Source organism: Salinispora pacifica CNR114, assembly GCF_000514775.1.
GTDB classification, from domain to species: Bacteria; Actinomycetota; Actinomycetes; order Mycobacteriales; family Micromonosporaceae; genus Micromonospora; species Micromonospora pacifica.
In genome coordinates this window covers 1-21,922 of record NZ_AZWO01000043.1, presented here as the reverse complement: position 1 = coordinate 21,922, position 21,922 = coordinate 1, and the positions used below count along the sequence as shown (strand labels likewise).

Sequence of the window (21,922 nt, the reverse complement as noted above, 5' to 3'; positions counted from 1 at the left end):
CCACATGGCACTGACTACAGGTTTGCCGGTACCGCGAAGCTCGGCGCAGGACGCCGGTTAGGCCCATGGCCTTGGATCGCCTACGGCGTGAGCATGGTCGTTCGTGATGGTCGAGAGGCAGAGTGACTCGATGACCGCCACGCAATTGAATTCGACCGAACTGGAAACGCTAATTCGTTGCGTTGGTAGGCCTGGCCAATCGCCGGAGGTGTGCATCTCGGCGGCGAAGGCTTGCAAGTACCCCAGATATTTTGGGGTTACGGTCTGAGACGATGTGAGGCGTGAAAGGGCTATTTGGAGCACCTTCTCGCCCTGCCCAAGTTCGATCGCTACGCACGGCTGGACGGCGGTGAGTGTTCGGACCGAGGCGGCTAGATGTTCCCGAAGGGGTTCGAGTGCCGTGTGTCGTTCGTGGGCGTGGGCGTGGGCGTGGGCGGATGCGTAGACGGTCTTTGGCCCGCGATCAACCAGGTGTACGCGCTCTTGTGTGAGGCTCAGGTCACGAAGCCCATCGAGACGATCAATCATTGCCTTGATGAGCGCCTTTGCAACTTTCGCGCCTGTGGTACTGACGACCCAGGAGGCGAACTGTTCGGGCGCGGCAATCATGGGTAGATAGCGCCACAGCGGGCTGGAGATGGCTACTTCGGTACCATTGTGGTTTAGGGAGCTGGCAAGGTGTCTTATGAGAGTCGTCTTCCCGCTGCCATCGATTCCATCGACAAAAATGATCATACCGGCGCCGACTCTTCGAGCATGCTCCTCACCGCCACGAGCGCACCTGATGCCCGTGCGGCGAGTAGTTCCGCCTGTGCTAAATCGTTGCGCCAGCACGGCGGTAGGCGTCGTAATCTCCAAGGAGCGATTTGAGCTCGATGTCCGGCCAGTCGCGTAGCGCCTCGACCACCTCGGCAAGCCGCAGTCCTACCTCTTTCGCTTGGTGTTCGACAAGCAGCCGACCGGTATTCGACAGTACCGATAGCACGCGACGTGCAGTGTCCTTGCGCTCCGATTCTTTGTGATGGCTCGCGGTCAGACAAGTGACGGCGAATTCGTGCAGTATGGCGACATCGTCAGCGAGATCGACCAATTCTGAGGCATCAGTCGGCGCAGGGGTACCGGCACCTGCGATCACGGCGGTATCGATCCCGATGCGGCGTAGGACCATCCGCATCTTCATGTCGTAGAGCAAACCGAGGCGACGGGTGTCGCCCCCGTGGTTGTCCGCGAGGCGCAGTGACGCTCGAAAGCCCTGGCGTCGGGACGCTTCACTGACGATCTCGTGGAGCGACGTGGCGGCGGCCGACGTGGGGGGAAGGTTCCAAGCGATGAAGTCGACATCGCTCCAGCCCTCGATGAAGTCTCCTCGGGCGGCGGATCCACACAGCCCCACCCCGGCCTCCGGATGTTCGGCGATGACGGCCTCGGCCGTTGCCGCCACCTCATGGAGCAGGCAACTCAGGTTCCGGCTGAAGGGCAAGGGATGAGCGGCACGCCAGCTGATGACGGCAAGGGCGCGATCCAGGATCTGCTGGAGTTGGGGATGGCTGATGGCTTGCCGGGCAGCGGAAGCCTCGAGCCAGCGGGCCTGAACGAATCCTTCATCCCGGGCCGGGGTCGTGGCGGTGCTTGATGTCGTGAAGAGGAACCAGTCGACGATTTTTGCCGCTGGTGCCCCGTCGTTGTCGGTGAACGTGTAGGCGTCTTGCCCGAGATACGCGCTGTAGTGCGTATCGGTGAGGCCGGCTTCCTCAGCCACCTCCCTCTTAGCTGCGATTAGTGGCGCCTCGCCCGGCTCCAGACGCCCTTTCGGGGCGACGGTCTGTCGTTCGCCGGTCTTTCGTACCTGATCGAGGAGCAGGATTTGCGGTGAGCTAAGGTTTTCAGTCGCGACGATGGCACCAGCGGAGACGTATCGACGGATCATGGTTGGATGCCTCCCGAGGATGTCTGCATGGTCTGGAACACGTCAAGAAGACGAGCCCTGAAGATAATGATATCGGCAGCGTTGTCTATCCAGTGATCGGCAATGGCACGCCAGTTCGGGATCTGTTCGTGGACACGCTTCCGCTCATCTTTGCGTCGGATGATGCGTCGAGCCTCGTTGGCGGTCAGCCCTCGGGCCTGCGCCAGGCGTTTGATACGGACAATTTCTGGTGCAGTAATGAATATGATCGAGCACGGCGCCGGCCACGCTCGCTTCATAGTCTTAGCCAAAGCGGCGTCGATGAAGCTCTCGACTGCCAAGGGGGCCTCACCATGGTCGGAGAGTTCGAGGAGTTTCGAGGCGAACTCGTCGAATCTGAAGTCTTCCCGCGTTTCTATACCCTCGTGGTAGCTCTGTCGGCCTGAGGCGAGTTGCACGAGGACAGTCCTGATCTTAACGCGGCGGGCGCCAAGCGCGGCCAAGTACTCCCCCGCGCTCGACTTTCCGGCCTCGCTGGTGCCGGCGAGGAGGATCATCGGTGGGACTGCTGGCGGACGCATCACGAATCTCCACTTATTCGGTGGAGCACTGCGGCAACGCTGGTGGGCAAATCCCTTGGCTTGCCGATGCCGACTCGGATGATCGGTACAGCGGCCAGTGCGTCGAGCGCCTTTTCTCCGAAGTTGAATGCGGGAAGACTCGGGCTGATGGTGACCTCGTCGGCCGAGGAGAAGATCGAGACGTGGTCCAGAGTTGGATCGCGTAGCTTCGCCGCGTGGTCGGTCACGGCCGCGCGTAGCAGATCACGAGCTGCTGGAGCAGGCGTCTCGCGCAGTTCGCCCGGCGCAAGGCCTTGATCTGGAATGACGATGAGGCTTAGCGGCAGCGGGCGGTGCCGGCCGGCGGTGGTGGGGGCGGGAAGATCTACCGCGTAGAGGAGTCGTTCAGTGGCGTGAGGTGCCAGCAGCGGTGCCATGTCGGCGCGCACGTGCCATGGTAGGGCGGGCATCGGCACCACATAGGGCTGACCGTAGAGGAAGGCGGTGAAGGTGAATTCGTCAACCAACAAGCTGCCTTTCTGAGCACCGATACCCAGCGTAAGTGACGTTTTGCCCTGCCCGCGTCCGCCGTCCAACACTGCTATGGCAGAGCGTCCGCCGTCTGCGGTCACCGCACTCCCGTGCAGGAGCGCGAGTTCGCCGTCTCCCATGACGGCCAAGGAACGCATTGCGGCTTGGAGCACCCCGATTTCCAACGTGGTGGGATTGCTAGCCAGCTCCGCAGCTAGTTCCAGTAAGATCTCACCTCTATTGACGTCAACGGTTAGCCGGGTTCGGCGCCCACCAAGTACCTGCATTACCTGTCCGGTCGACATGATTGGAAGCTCTGCGTCTGCGAGCCGGGCGACAATGCGCCGAAGGCAGCGCGGTGCCGACTCGGCGATCCGGATCTCCAGAGCGCGGTTGCGGATTTTGGGCGGACTCATACCTGCTCCCCGGGCTTGTGGAGGACGAGCCACATCGAGTACTGCCGGTGCCTGGGCCGCACCGGCAGTGCGGGAGTTGACAGGACACCCTTTTCTGATGTCACGGTCGCGTACTGCTGGATGCCGCACGCCGCCGCAAGGAGGTGCAACTCCTGGACGGTGGTGAGATGGGCGTAGCCGGGTGCTGCACCACTGCTCTTGTTGGCGAGGTAGATGATGTCGCGTGCGGGCAGTGGCTGTGAGCCGGTGCGACGCTGCCCCCGCCATCGTGCCGCGCGGGCGGCCAGGTCCAGCAGATTGGCGATACGGACTAACCCGAACCGGCCGGCGTAGTGCCAGTTAAAGGTCTCCACCAGGACAGTGCCTCCTGGGGCGCACACCCGCCACATCTCGTACAGGGTCTCCGCGCGTTCGGCCTCGGTTGCTAGGGCGTTGAAGGAAAAGCGGAGGCACCACACCTGGTTAAAGCTGCCCGTTGGTAGTGGCAGGGCATTCATGCTGCCGTGTACGAAGGTGCCGTTCGGACACGTGGCCCGCGCAGTTGCCAGTGCTGCCTCGTTGATGTCGATGCCGACAATGTCGCCGCCCAGCGCGGCTATGGCCCTGCTGACGCGACCGGCACCACATCCCACATCGAGGATCCGCTCTCCTGCGCCGAGCCGGCGGTAGAGCGCTTCCTCACAGGAGCGCAGCGGTGCAGTGGTGTAGAACGACGTCTCACCGGCGTAGTGGACTTGGTTCAGCGCGCGAATCATGGCCGCGTAGTCGATCTCAGTGATGCCGCCGTGGGTGGTGGTCATCGCAGTCCCATTCCTCCATCGACATGCAGCGTGCTGCCGGTGATGTACGACGCTTTTGGCGACAACAGGAACATGATCGCGTCCGCAACTTCCTCCGGCTCACCGCAGCGCCGGAGAAGGCAACGGTGGCCTGCAGCCGTGTCGGGGGTCATTCGGGTGGAGATCGCGCCCGGCACGACCGTGTTGACACGGATTCCCCGATCGGCCAGTTGCCCAGCAGTCACCCGGGTAAGCGCCTCCACGCCACCTTTGGCGACCGCATAGCCGAGTCGCTCTGGATGCCCGTAGCGGGCGTCTACCGAGCTGACGTTAACGATGGCGGCGGCGGTGGAGGCATATGCAACGAATTCACGGATCATCATGAAAGTGGAGCTTAGGTTGTCCGCGAGCATTCGCTCCCACTCCGCAACATCCGCGGCGATGATCGAGGTGCGCTCCACCGCTCCTGCACAGTTCACCAGTCCAGCCACCGACCCCGGTTTGACGTTATCCGTGAAGAACGATTGCACCTGCTGTTCGTTCGCGACATCGACTGCGTGCCAGTGAAGGCCTTGGTCGTCGCGCGGAAGACCTGCGGGCACATGAATGTCTAACCCATGCACTTGAAGGCATTTGCCCATGGACGCCCGCACGGTGGCGAGCCCGATTCCCCGCCCGGCACCTGTCACGATCAAGGTTGATGGAACTGCCTTATGCTCCACTGCACCTCCCAGGGGTGTGAAGAACTGGGGCGAGTTGGACGAGTGGACGCGCCCGCTCTCCCACCCTCACCCTCACCCTCGCCGGCGCTGTCGTGAATGCCGAGCATGCGGACGAAGTAGTTGTCCGCATGCGCCGCACCTCGTGGACCAGCGGTCTTGGCGGTTGTTTCCGGCGTTCCTGGTTGCGCTGGGCTAAGCCCTGGGTGACTCTATGGGGCGATGTCCATGCTGTTCGATGTTGTTGCTCGCGAGCAGTCTGAAAGGCGGCGCCATGGGCCAGACCCCGCGGAGGCTCCAGCCATCTCTGTCCGAGCGCCACTTCTTCGGAGCCGAACTGCGTCGGCTGCGCGAACGCGCGAACCTCTCGCAGGCGCGGCTGGGCGCCATGATCCGTTTTAGTGCGGACCTGGTTCGTCGCGTGGAAACGGCCGACCGGCTTCCCTCCCGTGAGTTCGCCGGGGCCTGCGACAAGGCGCTGGCGACCGGGGGTGCCCTGATGCGCCTGCTGCCGCTGCTCGACAAGAACCGGGCCAGCGGCGGCAAGCCGGCCACCTTACGAGCCGGGGCCGGATTCAGCAGTGTGCTTTCCGACCGCCTGACGGCAACATCTGGGTTGGCCGAGATGATCGTTGGAGTTCCGTTCCAGCCGGGCGCCCTCGACCGCGCTGCCCTTGACTGGCTGAACGCGGCGACCGGACCTCGGCTGTCCCGGGCCGGACGGCCCGGTTCGCCTGACCAGGTTGACGAAGAGGATCTTCATTCGGCGGAGACTGCGCTGGCGATGTATCGGCAGCTGGACCATGCCCATGGAGCCGGACGAGTGCACGCTGACGTGCAGCGGTACGTCGAAGGTGAACTGAACCGGCTGCTGGCGAACACCCCCGTCTCCGAGACGGCGGGGCGGCGGCTCTACAGGCTTGCGGCAGGTTTCTTCGAACTGTGTGGATACCAAGCGGTCGACAGCGGTGCCCATGGCCTTGCCCAGCGCCGCTATCTTCGCGCTCTGCGTCTGACGGAAGCCGCCAATGACCGCTTGTACGGAAGCTACTTACTCGCCGTGAACATTGGGCACCTAGCGCTGCACTGCGGGCACCCCGAGCCGGCGCACAGGGTGGCGATGACGGCGGTGAGAGGAAGCGAAGCCCAAGTGACACCCACTGTGGCAGCAGCGCTGCATGCGGTGGTGGCGCGTACACACGCCCGTCTTGGCCGCGAAGGCGATTGCCTTACCCACCTCGACATCGCCGAAAGGCAGTTAGCCCTAAGTAAGGTCGAAGACGAGCCCGTGTGGATTCGGTACTTCAACGCGGCGTATCTCGCCGACGAGATGGCGCACTGCTTCCATGACCTGGGTCAGCCGCGCCAAACCCAGCGGCACCTGGGCGATGCCCTTACCGCCCTGAGCCCTGCACATGTCCGGCGACTCGCTATCGACACCGCGCTCATGGCCTCATCGTGGGCCGTGTCCGGCCGCATTGATGAAGCCTGCGCCACCGCACGACAGGCAGTCGACTATGCCGCACAAACAACCTCACATCGCTGCCTGCAGCGCATCGTCGAGGTGCAGGTTGACCTCGAGCCCTATCGGTGTGAGCCGGAAGTCCGCGAATTCGGCGAGTACGTTCGTCACCGGCTACCGCTGGCGGCCCTGTAGCCCCCGCTGACCGTTGCTCCATCAACCATCACCGAGCGGTAGTGAGCCAGCTCAGCTTTCAGCGCCGCGCCTGCTCGATGAGACGACGCCACATAGTGGCCGACCTCAGGAAGAAGCAAAAGCCCAGCCGCTCTATCTGCAGATGTCAACTCGTCGGCGAGTTCGCGAACATCCTCGGCTACGGCTACTTCGTCTGCGGTGCCGTGAATGAGGAGCACCGGCCGTTGGATCGCGGCGGCACGGACCGGGCCGGCGCCCCCGCGCAGCCGCATCGCGTGCGCCCGCTGGAATCGGGGTACCGTTTCCGCCCACCGGTCAGGATCCACAATCGCGGACACGGCGGTGGCGGCGGCGAACGGGGTGTCCTGTGCCACCGCCTGCAACGCGGTGTATCCGCCTGCGCTGGCACCACGGATGAATACCTGTCCGGGCAGCGCCCGTCCCGTCGATAGCAGGTGATCCGCCACCGCGGCGCAGTCATCGACATCGTCCAGGCCCCACCGACCGTAGAGCGAATCCCGGAACGTCCGGCCGTACCCGGTGCTACCCAGGTAGTCGACGTCAACGACGGCGAACCCGCGGCTGGTGAAGAACTGCGCCTGCCAATCCAGCCGCAGCAAGCAGGAGTCGGTGGGCCCAGGATGTGCCCGCACGATCACTGGCGCCTGCCAATCCGTCGTGGAGCCCGTCGGTGGATACACCAGGGCAAGGACCTCCCGACCACTGGCCACTCGAACACGTAACTCCGTCGGCGTGGAAACGCTTGCCCGGTCGAGTGCGCTGTGTTCCGAGCGGGCAAGCACCACCACTTGGGGGACAGCGTCAGCCAAATCCACGAGCGCCACCTGCGGGGCTACGCTCGGTGAGGATCCGATCAACGCCACCGTCGTCCCTTGAACAGCTAGGTACGGCTTGATAGACGTGTACGGCAGATCGACCGGGTGAACAGAGCCACTAGCCTCGACGACGACGAGGCGGTGTCGCGGCCCCTCCTGCACCGCTATGACGATCCGACCGCCGTCAAGGAACCCATACGACGCATAGCCCAGCTCCCACGGATCTGCGGCGCACTCGCCCGCAAGCGGTGCCACCGCCTCCACCCGGTGGCCGTCCCACCGGTAGAGGTTCCACCAGCCGTTGCGGTCCGACACGAAGTACAACGCCCCGTCGGGTCCCCACTGCGGCTCCAGCGCAGACTCATGCGGACCGCCGGCTATTCTCGCTGCGCCTTCGACCGATCCCCGCGGTGAGTAGGACGCCACCCATACCTCGCTGGCGTCCCAGGGCATGTCCCGTTCACTCCACGCGGTCCACGCCAGCAATCCCGGACTTGGCCGTGGCGCACCGAGAAACCCTGGCGACGAGACAAGAGTCCGCACCTGCGGGGGGCCGGAAAGCGACGCCGCGACGAGTTCGTCACCGTGCCCCGACTCCCGTACAGCCAGCAACTCACCGTTGCTGATCGTCAGGTCACCGAAGCATCCACCGCTGACCATGTCGGGTTCATCGTTGTGAAGGCTGCTCCGATAGAGGCCGTCTCCGCCGACACACCACAGAGTCCCTTCGACGGCAGCGAACGATCCACCCCCGTACGCGTGAACGTTACTGGTGACATCGAAGCCCGCCGGACTGACAACACGCTTGCCCTCCTCGGACCGCCAACGCGTTACCGTAGTACCCACCCCTTCGGGGTGAGTCTCCAGCCAGTACAGGCCGTCATCACCGGCACGTAGCTGGTCATAGCTAAGGGAGGCGCGAACGGCGTCGTCCAACGACACTTCAGCGATTCTGTCGCCCAGCCTCACGGGTCCTCCTCCAGCAACGTCAAGTGGGGCCGGACGACGGCCGGCTCGTCAGCCGGGCGCCGGGACACCGGCGTGCCTACCGGCAGGACGAGGCTTTCCGAACTGGCGCAGGCGTCTGGACTTGGCGCCGCTACGTCTGCCCTCGTCCCTACCCGGTTCACTTGCAAGATTTCGTCACCCGATGGCTCTCCCGGGCGTCGCCGATGCGGACAGCAATTGCCGTCCCGTGACGCCTGATCATGCTTTGGCCCTCGGTAGGAGGCCGTGATGGTCGGCGAAGGAGCGAACAAGCGCTTCGAGCGCGGCTTTACCCTTGGTTGGGGTGGCGTGGGACGGCAGACCAATGACGCCGCTGGTGGTGTAGCCATCCATGCCCCGCGTGAGAAGGTGGCGTCGATCGTCGGCTAGGTGGTCGGCCTGCTCGTAGCCATCACGCACCACTTCAGGCGCAACGTGCAGAAGCAGCGAAACCTCGAGCTCACCAGCGTGCATGTCCTGGTGAGCTGTGCTGTGCATACCGGCGGCAACGCGAGCGTCGTCCCAGTCAGCCCGAGCGGGGAACAACGTCATCGCTGGCCCGGCGACGTTGGCCTCCTGAACGACGTTGGCGAGCGCGTAATTTCCGCCGTGTCCGTTGATCACAGCGAGTCGATCAATACCAGATGCGCGCAGAGAGCGGGCGATATCAACGACCACGGCGGTGAGGGTGGTAGCGCTGATACTGACCGTTCCACGCCACGCCGCGTGCTCGTGGGAGCAGGAGATCGTCACAGGCGGCAGCAGGAAGAGGTCATAGCGCTCGGCGACTGCTTTCGCGATCGCGCACGCCACGACAGTGTCGGTCACTAGCGGTAGGTGGGCGCCGTGCTGTTCGAAACTCCCGACCGGGAGGACCGCGACGGAAGCCGCTCGCTCGGACTCGTCGCTGCTCGTCGCCGTGGTGATCAGATCCACGGGCTAATGGTTGCACGCTTCGAGAGTCGCCTGCCGATAGGTGAGCACAAAGGCCGCCGCTTCGGGAACGGCTGTCTGCTGGCGAAGGGCGACCGCTGTCGGGTTCAACCAGCGCAGGGCCCGTGTGGAGGAGGTGCCAGCGGCCAAAGCCAGGGCGTTGGCGGCCTCGGTCGCCGCGCGTTCGATGTCGCCGGTGTTGATGTAGGCGGTGGACAGGGCCGATCGCCAAAGGGCCTCGTCAACGCGCCACTGATCCGGCCACTGGTCCAGGAGCTGCTCGAAGAGATCGGCTGCGGCTGTCGGTTGGCCGAGGAGTAGGCGGCATTGCGCTTCGTGGGCAGCTATGTACACCGGGTTGCAGTGGAAGCCGAGATCGACCGGTAGTTCTGAACCCCAGTCGGTGCTGCCAGCGACGCTGTGCGCCTTGTCGATGCTGGCTGCGCAAGCGTTCTGGTCACCTCCCATGGCGTACGCCTGGGCTTGGCGGATCAGCAGTAGAGCACGGATGCGGCCGGGTAGCCGAACCTCCTCCAGCGCCCGCTGCGCCAAGGCAATGGCATTACCCGGATCGAAGCGCTCGAGAGCGCGCTGGCTCTGCCTCATGAGGACGTAACTCGCCAGCGTCGGCGCGTTAGCTTCAACGGCGTGCTGCTGGGCGTGTCGCAGCCAGGCGTCTGCCTCGACCGCGTCGCTTTGCTCGTCGATCCAGCTGAGGAACTCCGCCCACAACGCCTGCGCGATGAGTGCCTCTCGACGGCGGGCGGAACGGCTTCGTCGCCCGATGGTGGCTGCGATGCTGATCTGCGCATGGGCAGTGGAGGCCATCCCGGCGTATCCGATGCGGTTTCCGGTAGTGGCGAGAGTAGCGAGCTGTTCGTGCCACGAGCGGAGCAGATCGGGCGCGTCTGGATGGGGCATGACGACCCGGAGTTGGCTACGGGCATCGTCGGTCAGGCGGTAGCCGATGTCGGTCAGGCGACGTTCACGTTCGAGGTCTGGAAGGAGGCGGACCAGTTCACCAGCGGCCTGCAGTGCGGCCTCGAATGACTCGACGAGGTGGGAGGACGGCCAACGTTCGGCCTTTTCCACCTTGCCAACGAGGTCTCCGCTGACGTGCACCCGCTTACCCAGAGCGCGCTGGGACAGCCCGCGGCACTCGCGCCATTGCCGAAGCGCGGCACCGAAGCCATGCAGCGCTGATCGATGTGGGGTGAGCTGTCTTGGAGCTTGCGCCACCAGTACTCCTGGGTGCTGTCCGTTCGTCAGGCCGTAGCCGGACAGGTCTGACCGTACGTGGTCGAACGCTACGCGGACGGTGGCATGCGGACAACACCGCATGTCCGCATCAACGCTATCGACTCGGCTGGCCCGGTCGGTAATTCTCGTTGCTGAGATACCCGTTCGCATACTGGCCAGAAACACTATCGGCGGTCAAGTCCAGACGAGGAAGTTGCCGCCGCTGTCGGCTCCAAAGTTTTGAGATTGGCTAGGAAATAAAAGAAATTAAGGAGTTTGATGAGTCTTCATGGTGACCTTGCTAAATACGGCTATCGCCAGGAGTTGAGTCGGCAACTCCGGTTCCGGGACCTGCTGGCGTATGGGCTGGTGTATATGGTGCCGATCGCGCCGATGGCGATTTTCGGTAGTGTGTATGCCGGTTCTGGTGGCATGGTGGCGCTTGCCTATGTGATCGGTGTGGTCGCGTTGATGTTCACTGCGTTTTCGTATGCGCAGATGGTACGGGCGTTCCCGATGTCGGGCAGTGTTTACAACTATGCGGGTCGGGGTATCCGCCCTCCAGTCGGTTTCCTCGCCGGGTGGGTGATCCTGCTGGACTATGTGCTCGTGCCGGGCCTGCTGTATTTGGTGGCGTCGGTGGCGATGCACGCGACCGTGCCAGTGGTGCCGGTGTGGTTGTGGCTGCTCGGGTTCGTCGCGGTCAACACGATCGTCAACTCGGTTGGTATCCGGATGACCGCGATGGTGACCCGGGTGATGCTCGTCGGCGAGTTGATCGTCTTGGCGATCTTCCTCGTTGTCGCCGGCTGGGCCCTCGCCTCGGGCAGGGGGCGGTTTAGTTGGGACGCGTTCTACAACGCCGACACGTTCACCTGGTCGCTCGTTGCCGGTGCCGTGTCGATCGCGGTGCTGTCCTTCCTCGGCTTCGATGGCATCTCGATGCTGGCGGAGGAGGCCAAGGGCGGCTCTCGGCAGATCGGCCGGGCGATGGCCGCTGTGCTGGTCCTGGCTGGCGTGTTGTTCATCGCGCAGACGTGGCTGGCCGCGATGCTCGTTGCTGAGCCGGCCTCCCTGCGCGGTGATGGGGATCCGGACGGCACTGCCTTCTACGAGGCGGCTGCGGTGGCCGGTGGGGGCTGGCTGGCGACCTTGTGCGCGGTCGGGACCGCGATTGCATGGGGATTGCCGAATTCGATGGTGGCGCAGGTGGCCACATCGCGGCTGTTGTATGCGATGGCCCGGGACCGGCAGTTGCCCGCCTTTTTGGTGAAGGTGTCGGTGCGCCGCAGCGTGCCGATCAACGCGACCCTGCTCACCGGTGTTGTGTCTCTGGTGTTGGGCCTGTACATGGCGACCCGGGCGGACGGGATTACGCTGCTGTCGTCGCTGATCAACTTCGGGGCGATGGTGGCGTTTTTGGTCCTGCACGTCAGCGTGGTCGTGCACCACCTCATCCGCCGGCGCAGCCGCAACTGGTGGGCGCATCTGGTCATGCCCGCTGTCGGATTCGCGATTCTCGGCTACGTCGTGGTCAACGCCGATATCGCCGCGCAGCGCCTCGGTCTGACCTGGCTTGCCCTTGGGGTCCTCGTCCTCGCCGGCCTGTACCTGTCCGGACGCCGGCCGGCCCTGTCGGGCCTGGCGCCCGCGCAGACACACGACCATGAGATGGAGCGAGTGTGACCAGCATGAACACAATCACTTACCGTCCGGCCCGCGACGAGTTGGCCTACACCTTCGGCGGACGAATGCCGGTGGCCCACGTACGGGCAGGCGATGTGCTGCAGGTCTACACCGAGGACTGCTTCGGTGGGCGGGTCCGCGGCCCGGGGGACCTGCCGTCGCAGGTGTGTCAGATGCCGTACCTCAACCCGGTGTCGGGGCCGTTTTTCGTCGAGGGCGCCGAGCCGGGGGACACCCTCGCCGTGCACATCATGTCGATCGAGCCGGCCCGCCAGTGGGGAGTATCGGCGACGTTCCCGCACTTCGGGGCGCTGACATCGACCTCCCACACCGCCACACTCCAGCCGCCCCTGCAGGAGCGGGTGTGGGTGTACCGCATCGACCGAAAGGCCGGCACCGTCGGGTTCCAGGCCACCGAAACCGATCACCAGGTGGACCTGCCGTTGGCGCCGATGATCGGCACGATCGGTGTGGCTCCCGCCGCGTTCGAGGCCCGCGCGACGATCGTGCCCGACACCCACGGCGGTAACCTCGATACCCCGCTGCTGCAGGCCGGCACCACCCTGTATCTGGGAGTGAACGTGCACGGGGCGCTGCTCGCCCTCGGCGACGGCCACGCCCGCCAGGGCGACGGTGAAGCCTGCGGCGCCGGCGTCGAGATCGCCACCATCACCACGCTCACCGTCGACGTCATCAAGCGAGTAACGACGCAGTGGCCGCGGTTGGAAACCGACACCACCATCGCGTCGGTCGGCTGCGCCCGACCACTCGAAGACGCCTACCGCGTGGCCCACACCGACCTCGTCGCCTGGGCCAGCGACCTCACCGACATGGACACCCTCGACGCCTACCAACTGATCTCCCAAGCCGGACGGGCACCTGTCGGCAACGTGTGCGACCCGAACTACACCGTCCTCGCCACCGTCGACACCACCGCGCTACCACGTTGTGCACCCGCCTACGGCGGCGTCCACGACCGGCTACGCCAACACGGGATCCACCCCGGTAGCGAGGGAATCCACCCCGACGGCGAGGGGATCAGCCGGTGACCGCACTGACCAAACCACTGCCGTTACGCGACGAGGTGTTCCTACTTGGCCACGACGGCGACACCGGCCGCACCCACATCCACCGGCAAGCCCTCGCCCTCGGCCTAGCCGGCGCTGTCCTCATCGACCTGTTCCTGGCCAGGCGAATCGCGCTACGCCCAACCCACCCCGCCGGTGCCCCGCACCTGCACCCACACCGATACCCCAAGCGCCCTACCGGCGACCTGATCGCCGACACCGCGATCACCTCAATCCGCCACGCGAACACCCCGCCACCGCTACGCGGCTTCCTCCGCGGATTCAGCATCGACCTCTACGAACGCACCCGCGCCGCCCTGGTCACCGCCGGGATCCTGCACCACCACCAACGACGCCGCATGGCCGGACTCATGCGCACCGACACCTACCTACCCAGCCACCACCGTTGGCAGATCATCCCCCGCGCCCGACTATGCGCCCTCGCCAAAGGACGAGAACAACCCGACAACCACACCGCCGCCCTCGCCGGCCTCGTCGCTGTACTCGGCCTCACCCACCACCTGTACCTCGACGACGACACCGCCACCCTACCCGGCCGACTACTAAACGTAGCCAACCAGCACCACCAGCCCGTACGAGCCATCACCACCGCCGTGGACACCACCATCGGCGACCTCGCCACCGCCACCTACCGATAACCGTCTACCCACAAACCCGGATCAGGACCACACCAATGACCCTGCCCCGCATCCGCACCCTCCGCTGGACCGAACGCCACACCGCCGCCAACATCATCGCCACCAGCCTGCACCCCAGCAGCCTCGCCGAATGGCTCATCCCCGACATCAACCACCGACACCCGGTGCTAGCCGCCGTAGCCGAAATATGGGTCGAACACGCCCTGTTCTTCGGCGAGGTCCACACCACCGACGACCTCACCGCCGTCACCATCGGCCTGCACCGGCAACGCCCACTGCCACCACCGACGAACTACCCCCAACGTCTCGCCGCCGCCGCTAACAGCTACACACAGCGATTCCTCACCCTCGACCACATCCTCGACACCTGCCGCCCCACCAAACTCCACCACCTCACCGTCCTCGCCATCCCACCAAACAGCCAACACAACCTCGACCAGACAATGCTGCGCCACTACCTCACCCGCATCGACCGCACCGACCTACCCGCCTGGGCCGAGATCCCCGTACGCCACCGCGCCCTATTCACCCGCCACGGCTACCACCCCCACACCGACATCCACCTTCCCGACGGCCCAGCCCTGCTCGGCATGCACCGACCCCCCCACCGGCAACAAACGCCGACCCGCAACACCAACCCCCAACCGAAGCCAACTGTCACCACCCCCACCGACAACCACAGCCAACCCCGCGATAGCCCCTTCCCACCCCAAACAGCACGGGGAGCACCGCCCATGCCGGCACTAACCGCGAGCAGGGTGGTAGGGACGTTGGCCGTGCCCGGACGCCCATTCCAGCCCGGGAAATGCTTGATTGGCGTAAGCTTCCGCCAGGACACCGGGTTGGACCCCGTCGGACCCGACCGGACGCCTCGGGGGGGGGTTCGAGTCCCTTCGGACACGCAAGATCAAAAGCCAGCTGATCTGTGAAAGCGCAGATCAGCCAGCTCGTGATCTGATCACTGTGGACGTGTCGTGTTCGAAAAGTGACGGCAGCCCCCGCTGCTGGCACCCGTGGACTACCGAGGCTAGCTCGGCCCTGGCTCCAGAATCAGGGTCCGGTCGAGTAGCTCGTGGTGGCAGGATTGGACCCCCGTTCCATGATCGAGTTCATCCGGGGTATCTGGACGCCGCTGAGCACAACCTCGGTGCCGGCATCGGCGCGCATGGTGTCGAACAGGTTCGGGTCTTGCCGTCGCGATCGCGGATGAGGTACTTGCCTGGCAGCCGGTGTTCTCGACGTCCATGACTCGGTTCCGGGCGGCCTGCACGATCCAGGCGGCGCTCGGATGGGGCGTGACACCGAGAATACGGACGCGGCGGGTGGCGTGTTCGATCACGGCCAGCACATACAGGCGGGCGACGGTCAGCGTCACGGTCTCGAAGAAGTCCGCGGCGATGAGACCCTGGGCTCGGGAGCGCAGGAACCTCGCCCAAGTGCTGTTTGTGCGCTCGGATGCCGGGTCGACGCCGGCGTCTTCAGGATCTCCCAGCCTGTGGAGCCGGCGACCTTCGCCCCGAGGACGAGTAGTTCGCCGTGAATACGCCGGTAGCCCTGGCGGCTGTTCTCCGATGCCAGACGTAGTACCAGTATGTGGATCGGTCGGGAGCGTTCGTGGCCGCCCGGCCCGGCGCGGCCGGGAACGTCGGGGCGATCAAATCGCGGTGCCAGTGAAGCGCGGACTCGGGACGCACTAGCAGCCGGAACTGGCTCAGCACTGTTCGGGGGTAGCGGGTGCAGCAGAGCCGCCAGCCAGGACCGGTCGATCTGGGTAAGCCGGACCCGTTCGCCACCAAGTCGCCGTTCGAGCACCCTGATCTGGTGCCCGAAGGCGAGGGCCTCGGAGCCGCTCCGGCCGGGCTGGACCGTACGTAGGCCCGATCACCGGCGAAGCCCTGAATTTGTCAAGATCGCTTCACTTGACACTCCCCTGGAGGCCCAATTCGTAACTGTACTTGAAGTAATGCCCGCCGAGTTCGGTCGTGAGTTCCTCGTCTAACACGAGGGCACGGGTCTTGGCCAACCAGGGGTCGCTATGCCAGGCCGGCAATGGCGTGAGTTGGCTGGCAGCAGCGACAAGCTCTTCGTTTGCAGGGAGCGTGATGGTTGCCTGTAGGACTGATGCGATCAAGTCGGGGTCGCGTGCGACCTCGCCATTCATTCCGATCGATCGGCCGTCGAGGGTTAAATACCCTTCCTGGGACCGGCGCACGAGTACTACCTCGAACGTTTCCGTGCTGGCTCCTGCGATCGCCGGAGAGGCGTCGTTGTTCAGTCTCGCTGCAGCCTCGTTGTGGAGGTCGTTGAGGGTGGGGGAACTGATCTTGTCCGGATATGCGAGGAACTCGGATTCCGCCACCTTTTGTTGTCTGGCCTGGGCCGTGCCCAATTCCTTCGCAGCCCATCTGACGGAACGCCTCCAGGCTGCAGGGGTGATCTGATCGTCGCCATATCCTCGTGTGACGAGATCCGGTACATCGCTCGGAAAATTCCAGCCAGTGCCGGCGACCGCTTCGTTGACGAGCGCCGCCGTCCGTAGCAGGTAATGACGCGCATATACCCGAACGGTGTCGTCGGGGAAAGTGGGCGCGCCTGTGCCCTGGCTGCGCATCCCGGTGATGACTATGCGGGGGTTTCGAACCTTCATTGGACGTTCGTGTGAAGGTCGATCGTGTCGGTGTAGTCGACCTACACGTTGAATGAGCGTGTCGATGGGAGCGATATCGCTGATTAGCAGGTCAACATCGATGTCGAGGCCTGCTTCGACGACCTGCGTTGCAACAACGATCATTCTCTGGTTTGTGCGGTCGAATCCGACGCTCGTGGAGCCAAGCTTGCTAAGTAGCTCCCTGGCTCGCTTGGTGCGTTCCTGGAGGGTCAGCTGACTGTGAAGGAGAACTCGATTTGTGGAGAACCGCGTGGCCAGCGCACGATAGGCACGCTGCGCCCGGGCAGCTGAATTCATCACGATCAGGGCAGTTCCACCGCTGCTTAGTCGAGCATTGAGTAGCTCCACCAGCGCGTCATGGCTGCCGTCGACCGGCTCTGGTAGCACCTCGACGGCTATCGGCCTCGATTCCGGCCGTGACGAAGCGCTGATCGTGCGGATTTTCGACCGACCCGAGACGGCACAGACCGATCGAACTATGGGATATTCCGCGCTTCTCAGGACGTCGCCGGGATCAGCATCGCGGCGGCCCGTCCCAACCTGAAGATAGGCCGCCGCCAGGGACTCTCGAACCTGCGGTGGTAGCGTGGTGGACAGTACGACCACGGGTACACCGCCATCGCCCAACCAGCGCAGCGTCTGCTCTAGGAATGGGTTCTTATCGACGGCGGACGCCTGGACGTGGTCGAGGACCACGACCCGCCCAGCGAGTCCGAGATGTCGGAGCGTCACGTACCCGCTCCGGCTTGCCATGCGCAGTAGGTCGTCGACTCGTCCCACGATGACGGGTGCGAGTAGACCCCGATGCCGGCCGAGCAACCATTCCCCCGAGGCAGTTACGCCATCAGTCTCGCACTCGGAGCGTACCGCCTCTGAGTCCATGCCGTAGGACGGGTCGAGCTGCTTTGCAGCAAGAGTACTGAAAGAGTCCTGCCACTCATGAAGCCCTGTTCGCCACTTTGCGGCGAACAGGGGCCCTCCGTGTAGAAGTGCGGTCGGCACAGCCGGCTCGGTCGACTCCACCCATCGTTTCACCTGCATGTACATCTCGTCAGGAGCCGCATACCTGGGCATGGCGACAAAAACTCTATCAACGCCGAAACGGCGGGAGAGAATCTCCGCAGCCCACAGCGCCGCTTGGGTCTTCCCAGAGCCCGCTGGCGCCTCGATCATGATCAGACCAGGTGTCGGCATCTGCTCAGCAGTCTTGATCGCTGCTAGCTGCACCGGTCGGGGCCTGCTGCCGAAGCGCAGTCCATAGGATGCATTGCCAGGCTCGTGCGGACGTGGCGCCCAGCCGCTGCGGAACCCAAGCATCCTCCACGCTGCATGCGCCCGCTCACGCGCTGCGGTCATCGACAACCGGGTTTCGCCCACCCCACCGAACTGGTGGCCGCAGCGGGCAAACCAGGTCGTCATGGTGATCGCACCGGAAAGCGCCAGTTGCGTTGCCAGGCTCGGTCGGCTAGGTGGCTCTACTGCCGACAGCGACACCCCGCATTCCTCGGCGAGGATCGGCATCAACGATTCCTGCGCTATCGTCGCCTCGTGAATAGCGCCAGGGGATAGCGGGACATGGGCCCCGACGGCCAACGGCGAAACCCAGTCAACCGACGTAGCATTCCAACCCGCCGACATCAATAGTCCTCTGACGATTGATGAACCGGTAACTGCACGGCGCTGAGGCATCGGGTTGCCGGTCGGTGGCTCCCAGCTCGATTTGCCCCTCGGCGCGCGCGGGTATGCCACCTCGTATTGCCAAGCAGGAGCCAGCTTCCCAAGATCGTGCAGCGCGGACATCAGGACGAAGAATGGGCGTCCCTTACCCCCACACGCGTCCTCGATCCGTTTCGTCACCGACGCTGACAGATAGCGATCCCAGAAGACCTCGGCTGCGGCCGCAGTGTCCAGAAGATGCTGTGCGAGCGTGACTGCCCGGACCGGATGTTCAGGTCCTGCCCAGCACGTACTCCGGCGGGCGTCACGTTCGGCCTTCTCCTGCACGCCGGTGGCGTACTTGCTGCCCGCGTCGTTGCAGGGGAAGGAGGTTGACGGAACGTCGGAGGCGTGGGCCTCGTCACGATCCGCCACAGGCATGATTTCGGGATCAAGCCGAACGGACACAACATCGCGGGACACGCCACGGCCTGCACCGGCCTTAGCGACCAGATCGAGTGTCGCGCTACTCCGGTACGGGAGCCGTTCCCAACGAATGCGCCACGGCGCAGGGTCCTCACCGGCCGCACGGAGAATCCGGCTTACGACAGCCCATGTGGGCCTCGTGCGGCCGGACAAGGCGGCGTACACCGTTGATGGCGACAGACCGACCAGCTTGCTCCATTTGCGGACAGTCATGCCAGTTGCCCGCTGCAAGTCGCGCAGCCCGTCGGCAAATTTCGCGAGGTTCTCAGCATCGTCAGGTGCAGCCGGTTCAGTTCCGGTTGTCTCTGCGTCGGCGCAAACGGCCGCGTCATCCCCGTCGGCCGAGGCCGTCCCGCTTTCTGGCGTATCGACAACCCTGCCGGAAGCAGTGGCCGGACCTTCGAGGTAAGCGCGTAGCGCACGGCGGGCCAGTTCACTGGGAGAGATGCCAGCGTCGTTGGCCGCCGTCATAAGCGCCTCATGGAGGTCGGGGTCGAGCCGGACCTGGAAGACGACCGCTGGCGCCGACCCGATCGCGGGGCGACCCCGCCGACGAGGTCGCAACTGTGTCGTGTCATACCCCTGCTCGGCCTCCGACGCAAGGCGTTCGATGAGTTCATCGGTGAGTTCCACGCCACCGGAGGTGCGCTTGCGTGACTCGCTCATGATCGCCCCCTCCCTGGAAGTAGGTTTCGGTACTTCGGCCGCATCTGCATCGCATGAATGGCCAGCTCGCTGCCGTCGTCACGCACAATGCAGACGACTTCAAGCAGGTTCCCGGCGCGATCAGGGCCCAGGTACAGGACTCGGCTAGGCGGCTCGTCGCCGTCAACCTCGCTCTCGTGGAGGCAGTGGTTTGCAGCGTGGATGACGTCGGCGTTAGCCACGCCATGCTTCCGCGCTGATCTATGTACCTCCACGCCACGATATTATCGTACTACGAAAACGAGAGAGAGCTGGACTATATCGACCTCGGATGATCAACATAGTTGCAGCTCACATGCACTTCGCCGCCCTGCGGATGGAGGAGTAGCAGTGCCGTCGGCGGTCCACCCCCCCCTGGAGGAGGGCTGTCAGCGAGACAGCGAGACGGCGAGAGGGTCGGCCGCCCGACCTGCCCGGACAGCGGCCACCCGGTGGGCACGCAGCAGTTGCAGCGCAGACCAGCGGCGCCGTGTAGCTGGCCTGGCGCCGGGCGTGCCGAGTGGTGTCGGCGTATGGGCTCGCCACCGCCGTGCCACGGGAGCGCACCCGCGACCGAGGCCCGTGTGCGAGGAACTCATCCTCTACAGGGCTTCGCCGCATCCCGGCTGCGTCGTTTCCGGACTGACCGCGCTCGCAACGCTTGCGCCCGCTGGTCGCTGGTGCCGTTGGTTGGAGAAGCGAGCCTGTGGTTCGCCGGGTCCGGCGCGAGGCCGACGCCACCGGCGGTGCCGACGGCGAACGCCGCTCGGGCGATCATCGGGTCGGCGCCCTCGCTTTGTGGTCGATGGTATCCGCGTCGCTGCGCGCCGCACCGGCCGCGCGCACCGCCAGCAGGAACGTCGCCTGGTCGGTGCCGGCGACCTGGTGCAGGAGCGTCCTGGCCCGCGGGCCGTCGGTGAGCTCTGCCCCCAGGCCACCTCCGCCTGGGCCACCTTGCCGAACAGTTCGCGATGGTCCTCGTACCAGATGCGAGCTTCGACATCGGTGACCTCCTCGACGATCAGGCCGGCACCGGCGCGTTACTCCCGCTTGATGAGTTTCGGCCATCTGCTGGGACCGGGTAGACGCCTTGATGCCTCAACGCGCGGCATCGCGAGTGAACAGTTCGTCACGGATCGCCCGGTCCAGCGCCTCTTCCCAAGGGCCGGCGTACTGGTCGGGAATCAGGACCGCCGGCAGCGGGCGCTCGATCATCAGCGCGCGGACCTGATCGATCGTGATCCGCGCGCCCGACACGGTGGCCAGGACGTCCGGCCGCGGCTGCCGGTCCACGGATTGCGTGGACCGGCAGCCGGCAAGGTTGGCGGATGTCCTCGAGTTCTCGCCCGCCGCGGAGTCGAGACCAAATCGAGGCAAGGCTCCTGGCGCTCCTGGGTAGAAGTCAGTCACGCGACGAGGTCGACCGATGGGCTGCTCAGTGGGTCACCGAACTGGATGGCGGCGGTGTAGAAGACGAGGATGTCTGGTGGGCGCTGACTCAGCTGTGCGGCATCGACCTGCGCCACGTTAAGGACGGCCCGTACCTGCACGACGATGAGCAGATACGACACTGGCTTCATGCTTTCCGCGCGTGCCGTCCCGGGGCGTCCTGACCGCGGACACGCTCGGCATGCGGCGTGCACCGCCGGATAAGGTCGTCGCCGAGTAGGCGGTGCCGCCGGACAATGCTGAGGTGGATGTTCCTGAGCTGTTAGACCGAGCGGTCACGATGGTTCCGGCCATCGCCACCAATGAGGCTGGAGCGACAGTCGCCGACGTGGCGGAGTATCTCAAGCACAACGGGTGGGAAGTCGCTCTTGATCTCCTCGCCGACCTCGATGACTGGCCTGCCGGTGCGCAGTGGTGGGACCTGCTGATCGAGGCTGCGGAGCTGATGTGGCTCACCGACACGGCCACATGGTGCCGATGGCGGCGATGGGGGAGCATCCACGGGATTTTCCGTGCCCGGCTGACGCTCGTGCCGGTCGCTGATGGAGGCCGGCGAATCCCGATACCTGGTGAGGGCGTGTTGCGGCCGGTGTGGCACATTGGCCAGCACATGCCCGACGGGCATCCCAACTTTCGGGTCGCGCGAATCTGGGTCGCGGACGCTCCAGAACTGACAGTCGGAGCTTCCGGACCGATCCGTCTGGCACCCCTGAGCCCGGACGTGTGGCGTGATCTCCGACCTGACCAGACGATCGCCGTGCACGAAGTTCTGTCCATACAAGGAACTGCCACGATCACCGAGATCTCGACACCACGCTGACGAGGGCGACGGTTGGCACTCGCCGCAAGACGATCCGCGTTGGCGACTGACACTGATTCGGGAAGCCCGGGCGTAACCCCACCCGCCACGTGTCAACACCGCCCCAAACTTGACCACCGTGGTCCGGCTGAAGCTGGACCACCTTGGTTTGGTTGATCTTTAGTTGTTGGTCTTGGTGGCTGCG

18 protein-coding genes are annotated in these 21,922 nt (G+C 64.8%); 6 read left to right on the top strand and 12 right to left on the bottom strand.

Annotated features, from left to right (window positions below; all coding sequences use genetic code 11):
• Window positions 1–57 precede the first annotated feature (57 nt).
• From B118_RS31940 to B118_RS0121485, 6 genes are all read right to left on the bottom strand, one after another.
• The gene (locus tag B118_RS31940; protein ID WP_155256590.1) at window positions 58–735 is read right to left on the bottom strand and encodes an ATP-binding protein; all 678 of its coding nucleotides are present in this window, start codon (window positions 733–735) and stop codon (window positions 58–60) included.
• Between the two features lie 79 nt (window positions 736–814).
• Window positions 815–1,927 (bottom strand): NUDIX domain-containing protein, encoded by a 1,113-nt coding sequence (locus B118_RS29635; protein ID WP_238324078.1) that lies wholly within the window; start codon window positions 1,925–1,927, stop codon window positions 815–817.
• Window positions 1,924–2,463 (bottom strand): AAA family ATPase, encoded by a 540-nt coding sequence (locus B118_RS0121500; RefSeq protein WP_028193413.1) that lies wholly within the window; start codon window positions 2,461–2,463, stop codon window positions 1,924–1,926. Before B118_RS0121500 ends, B118_RS29635 begins: the two co-directional genes overlap by 4 nt.
• A 23-nt stretch (window positions 2,464–2,486) precedes the next feature.
• Window positions 2,487–3,413 (bottom strand): hypothetical protein, encoded by a 927-nt coding sequence (locus B118_RS33170; protein WP_238324077.1) that lies wholly within the window; start codon window positions 3,411–3,413, stop codon window positions 2,487–2,489.
• Window positions 3,410–4,213 (bottom strand): class I SAM-dependent methyltransferase, encoded by an 804-nt coding sequence (locus B118_RS0121490; RefSeq protein WP_028193411.1) that lies wholly within the window; start codon window positions 4,211–4,213, stop codon window positions 3,410–3,412. The genes B118_RS33170 and B118_RS0121490 overlap by 4 nt, the downstream gene beginning before the upstream one ends.
• Entirely contained in the window at window positions 4,210–4,914 is a 705-nt protein-coding gene (locus B118_RS0121485) for an SDR family NAD(P)-dependent oxidoreductase (protein ID WP_080678130.1), read from the bottom strand. The genes B118_RS0121490 and B118_RS0121485 overlap by 4 nt, the downstream gene beginning before the upstream one ends.
• Window positions 4,915–5,185: 271 nt before the next feature.
• On the opposite strand from B118_RS0121485, the gene B118_RS0121475 reads away from it, so the two are divergent.
• Complete coding sequence (locus B118_RS0121475; protein WP_028193409.1) at window positions 5,186–6,568, top strand: helix-turn-helix domain-containing protein; 1,383 nt, start codon at window positions 5,186–5,188, stop codon at window positions 6,566–6,568.
• Here B118_RS0121475 and B118_RS33730 read toward each other — a convergent pair.
• The 3 genes from B118_RS33730 to B118_RS0121460 form a co-directional block, all read right to left on the bottom strand.
• The gene (locus B118_RS33730; RefSeq protein WP_028193408.1) at window positions 6,541–7,728 is read right to left on the bottom strand and encodes a prolyl oligopeptidase family serine peptidase; all 1,188 of its coding nucleotides are present in this window, start codon (window positions 7,726–7,728) and stop codon (window positions 6,541–6,543) included. The two genes, B118_RS0121475 and B118_RS33730, sit on opposite strands and share 28 nt — an antisense overlap.
• 882 nt (window positions 7,729–8,610) lie before the next feature.
• Window positions 8,611–9,327: a creatininase family protein gene (locus B118_RS0121465; RefSeq protein WP_018745070.1), complete on the bottom strand. Its 717-nt coding sequence runs from the start codon at window positions 9,325–9,327 to the stop codon at window positions 8,611–8,613.
• A 3-nt stretch (window positions 9,328–9,330) separates the two neighbouring features.
• Window positions 9,331–10,563: a helix-turn-helix domain-containing protein gene (locus B118_RS0121460; RefSeq protein ID WP_028193407.1), complete on the bottom strand. Its 1,233-nt coding sequence runs from the start codon at window positions 10,561–10,563 to the stop codon at window positions 9,331–9,333.
• A gap of 279 nt (window positions 10,564–10,842) precedes the next feature.
• On the opposite strand from B118_RS0121460, the gene B118_RS0121455 reads away from it, so the two are divergent.
• From B118_RS0121455 to B118_RS33160, 4 genes are read left to right on the top strand one after another with little or no spacing between them, the layout of a single operon-like run.
• Window positions 10,843–12,249 carry an APC family permease gene (locus B118_RS0121455; RefSeq protein ID WP_028193406.1) on the top strand — a complete coding sequence of 469 codons (1,407 nt, stop codon included), beginning with the start codon at window positions 10,843–10,845 and terminating at the stop codon, window positions 12,247–12,249.
• The gene (locus B118_RS0121450) at window positions 12,246–13,298 is read left to right on the top strand and encodes an acetamidase/formamidase family protein (RefSeq protein ID WP_028193405.1); all 1,053 of its coding nucleotides are present in this window, start codon (window positions 12,246–12,248) and stop codon (window positions 13,296–13,298) included. The genes B118_RS0121455 and B118_RS0121450 overlap by 4 nt, the downstream gene beginning before the upstream one ends.
• Window positions 13,295–13,975, top strand: coding sequence for a GOLPH3/VPS74 family protein (locus B118_RS0121445; RefSeq protein ID WP_028193404.1), 681 nt, complete (start codon window positions 13,295–13,297; stop codon window positions 13,973–13,975). Before B118_RS0121450 ends, B118_RS0121445 begins: the two co-directional genes overlap by 4 nt.
• A 35-nt stretch (window positions 13,976–14,010) precedes the next feature.
• A complete protein-coding gene (locus tag B118_RS33160) occupies window positions 14,011–14,904 on the top strand; it encodes a hypothetical protein (protein WP_238324075.1) in 894 nt (297 codons plus the stop codon).
• A 986-nt stretch (window positions 14,905–15,890) separates the two neighbouring features.
• On the opposite strand, the gene cas3 is transcribed toward B118_RS33160, so the two are convergent.
• The 3 genes from cas3 to B118_RS32210 all read right to left on the bottom strand — a co-directional run bounded on the left by cas3 (window position 15,891) and on the right by B118_RS32210 (window position 21,040).
• Window positions 15,891–19,451: a CRISPR-associated helicase Cas3' gene (gene cas3, locus B118_RS30935; RefSeq protein WP_080678128.1), complete on the bottom strand. Its 3,561-nt coding sequence runs from the start codon at window positions 19,449–19,451 to the stop codon at window positions 15,891–15,893.
• A 1,116-nt stretch (window positions 19,452–20,567) separates the two neighbouring features.
• Window positions 20,568–20,762 carry a hypothetical protein gene (locus tag B118_RS0121405; protein ID WP_028193401.1) on the bottom strand — a complete coding sequence of 65 codons (195 nt, stop codon included), beginning with the start codon at window positions 20,760–20,762 and terminating at the stop codon, window positions 20,568–20,570.
• Window positions 20,763–20,875: 113 nt separating this feature from the next.
• Window positions 20,876–21,040, bottom strand: a complete 165-nt coding sequence (locus tag B118_RS32210; protein ID WP_162173366.1) for a hypothetical protein — start codon at window positions 21,038–21,040, stop codon at window positions 20,876–20,878.
• Window positions 21,041–21,162: 122 nt separating this feature from the next.
• Here B118_RS32210 and B118_RS0121395 point away from each other — a divergent pair, with 122 nt between their 5' ends.
• Complete coding sequence (locus tag B118_RS0121395; RefSeq protein ID WP_028193399.1) at window positions 21,163–21,738, top strand: hypothetical protein; 576 nt, start codon at window positions 21,163–21,165, stop codon at window positions 21,736–21,738.
• Window positions 21,739–21,922: the final 184 nt, after the last annotated feature.

What these genes read in the sequence shown, in the direction of transcription:
- B118_RS0121490 (WP_028193411.1), bottom strand. Translation starts at nt 4,213, where the DNA reads ATGACCACCACCCACGGCGGCATCACTGAGATCGACTACGCGGCCATG.
- B118_RS0121475 (WP_028193409.1), top strand. Translation starts at nt 5,186, where the DNA reads ATGGGCCAGACCCCGCGGAGGCTCCAGCCATCTCTGTCCGAGCGCCAC.
- B118_RS33160 (WP_238324075.1), top strand. Translation starts at nt 14,011, where the DNA reads ATGACCCTGCCCCGCATCCGCACCCTCCGCTGGACCGAACGCCACACC.
- B118_RS0121500 (WP_028193413.1), bottom strand. Translation starts at nt 2,463, where the DNA reads ATGATCCTCCTCGCCGGCACCAGCGAGGCCGGAAAGTCGAGCGCGGGG.
- B118_RS33170 (WP_238324077.1), bottom strand. Translation starts at nt 3,413, where the DNA reads ATGAGTCCGCCCAAAATCCGCAACCGCGCTCTGGAGATCCGGATCGCC.
- B118_RS0121455 (WP_028193406.1), top strand. Translation starts at nt 10,843, where the DNA reads ATGAGTCTTCATGGTGACCTTGCTAAATACGGCTATCGCCAGGAGTTG.
- B118_RS31940 (WP_155256590.1), bottom strand. Translation starts at nt 735, where the DNA reads ATGATCATTTTTGTCGATGGAATCGATGGCAGCGGGAAGACGACTCTC.
- cas3 (WP_080678128.1), bottom strand. Translation starts at nt 19,451, where the DNA reads ATGAGCGAGTCACGCAAGCGCACCTCCGGTGGCGTGGAACTCACCGAT.
- B118_RS29635 (WP_238324078.1), bottom strand. Translation starts at nt 1,927, where the DNA reads ATGATCCGTCGATACGTCTCCGCTGGTGCCATCGTCGCGACTGAAAAC.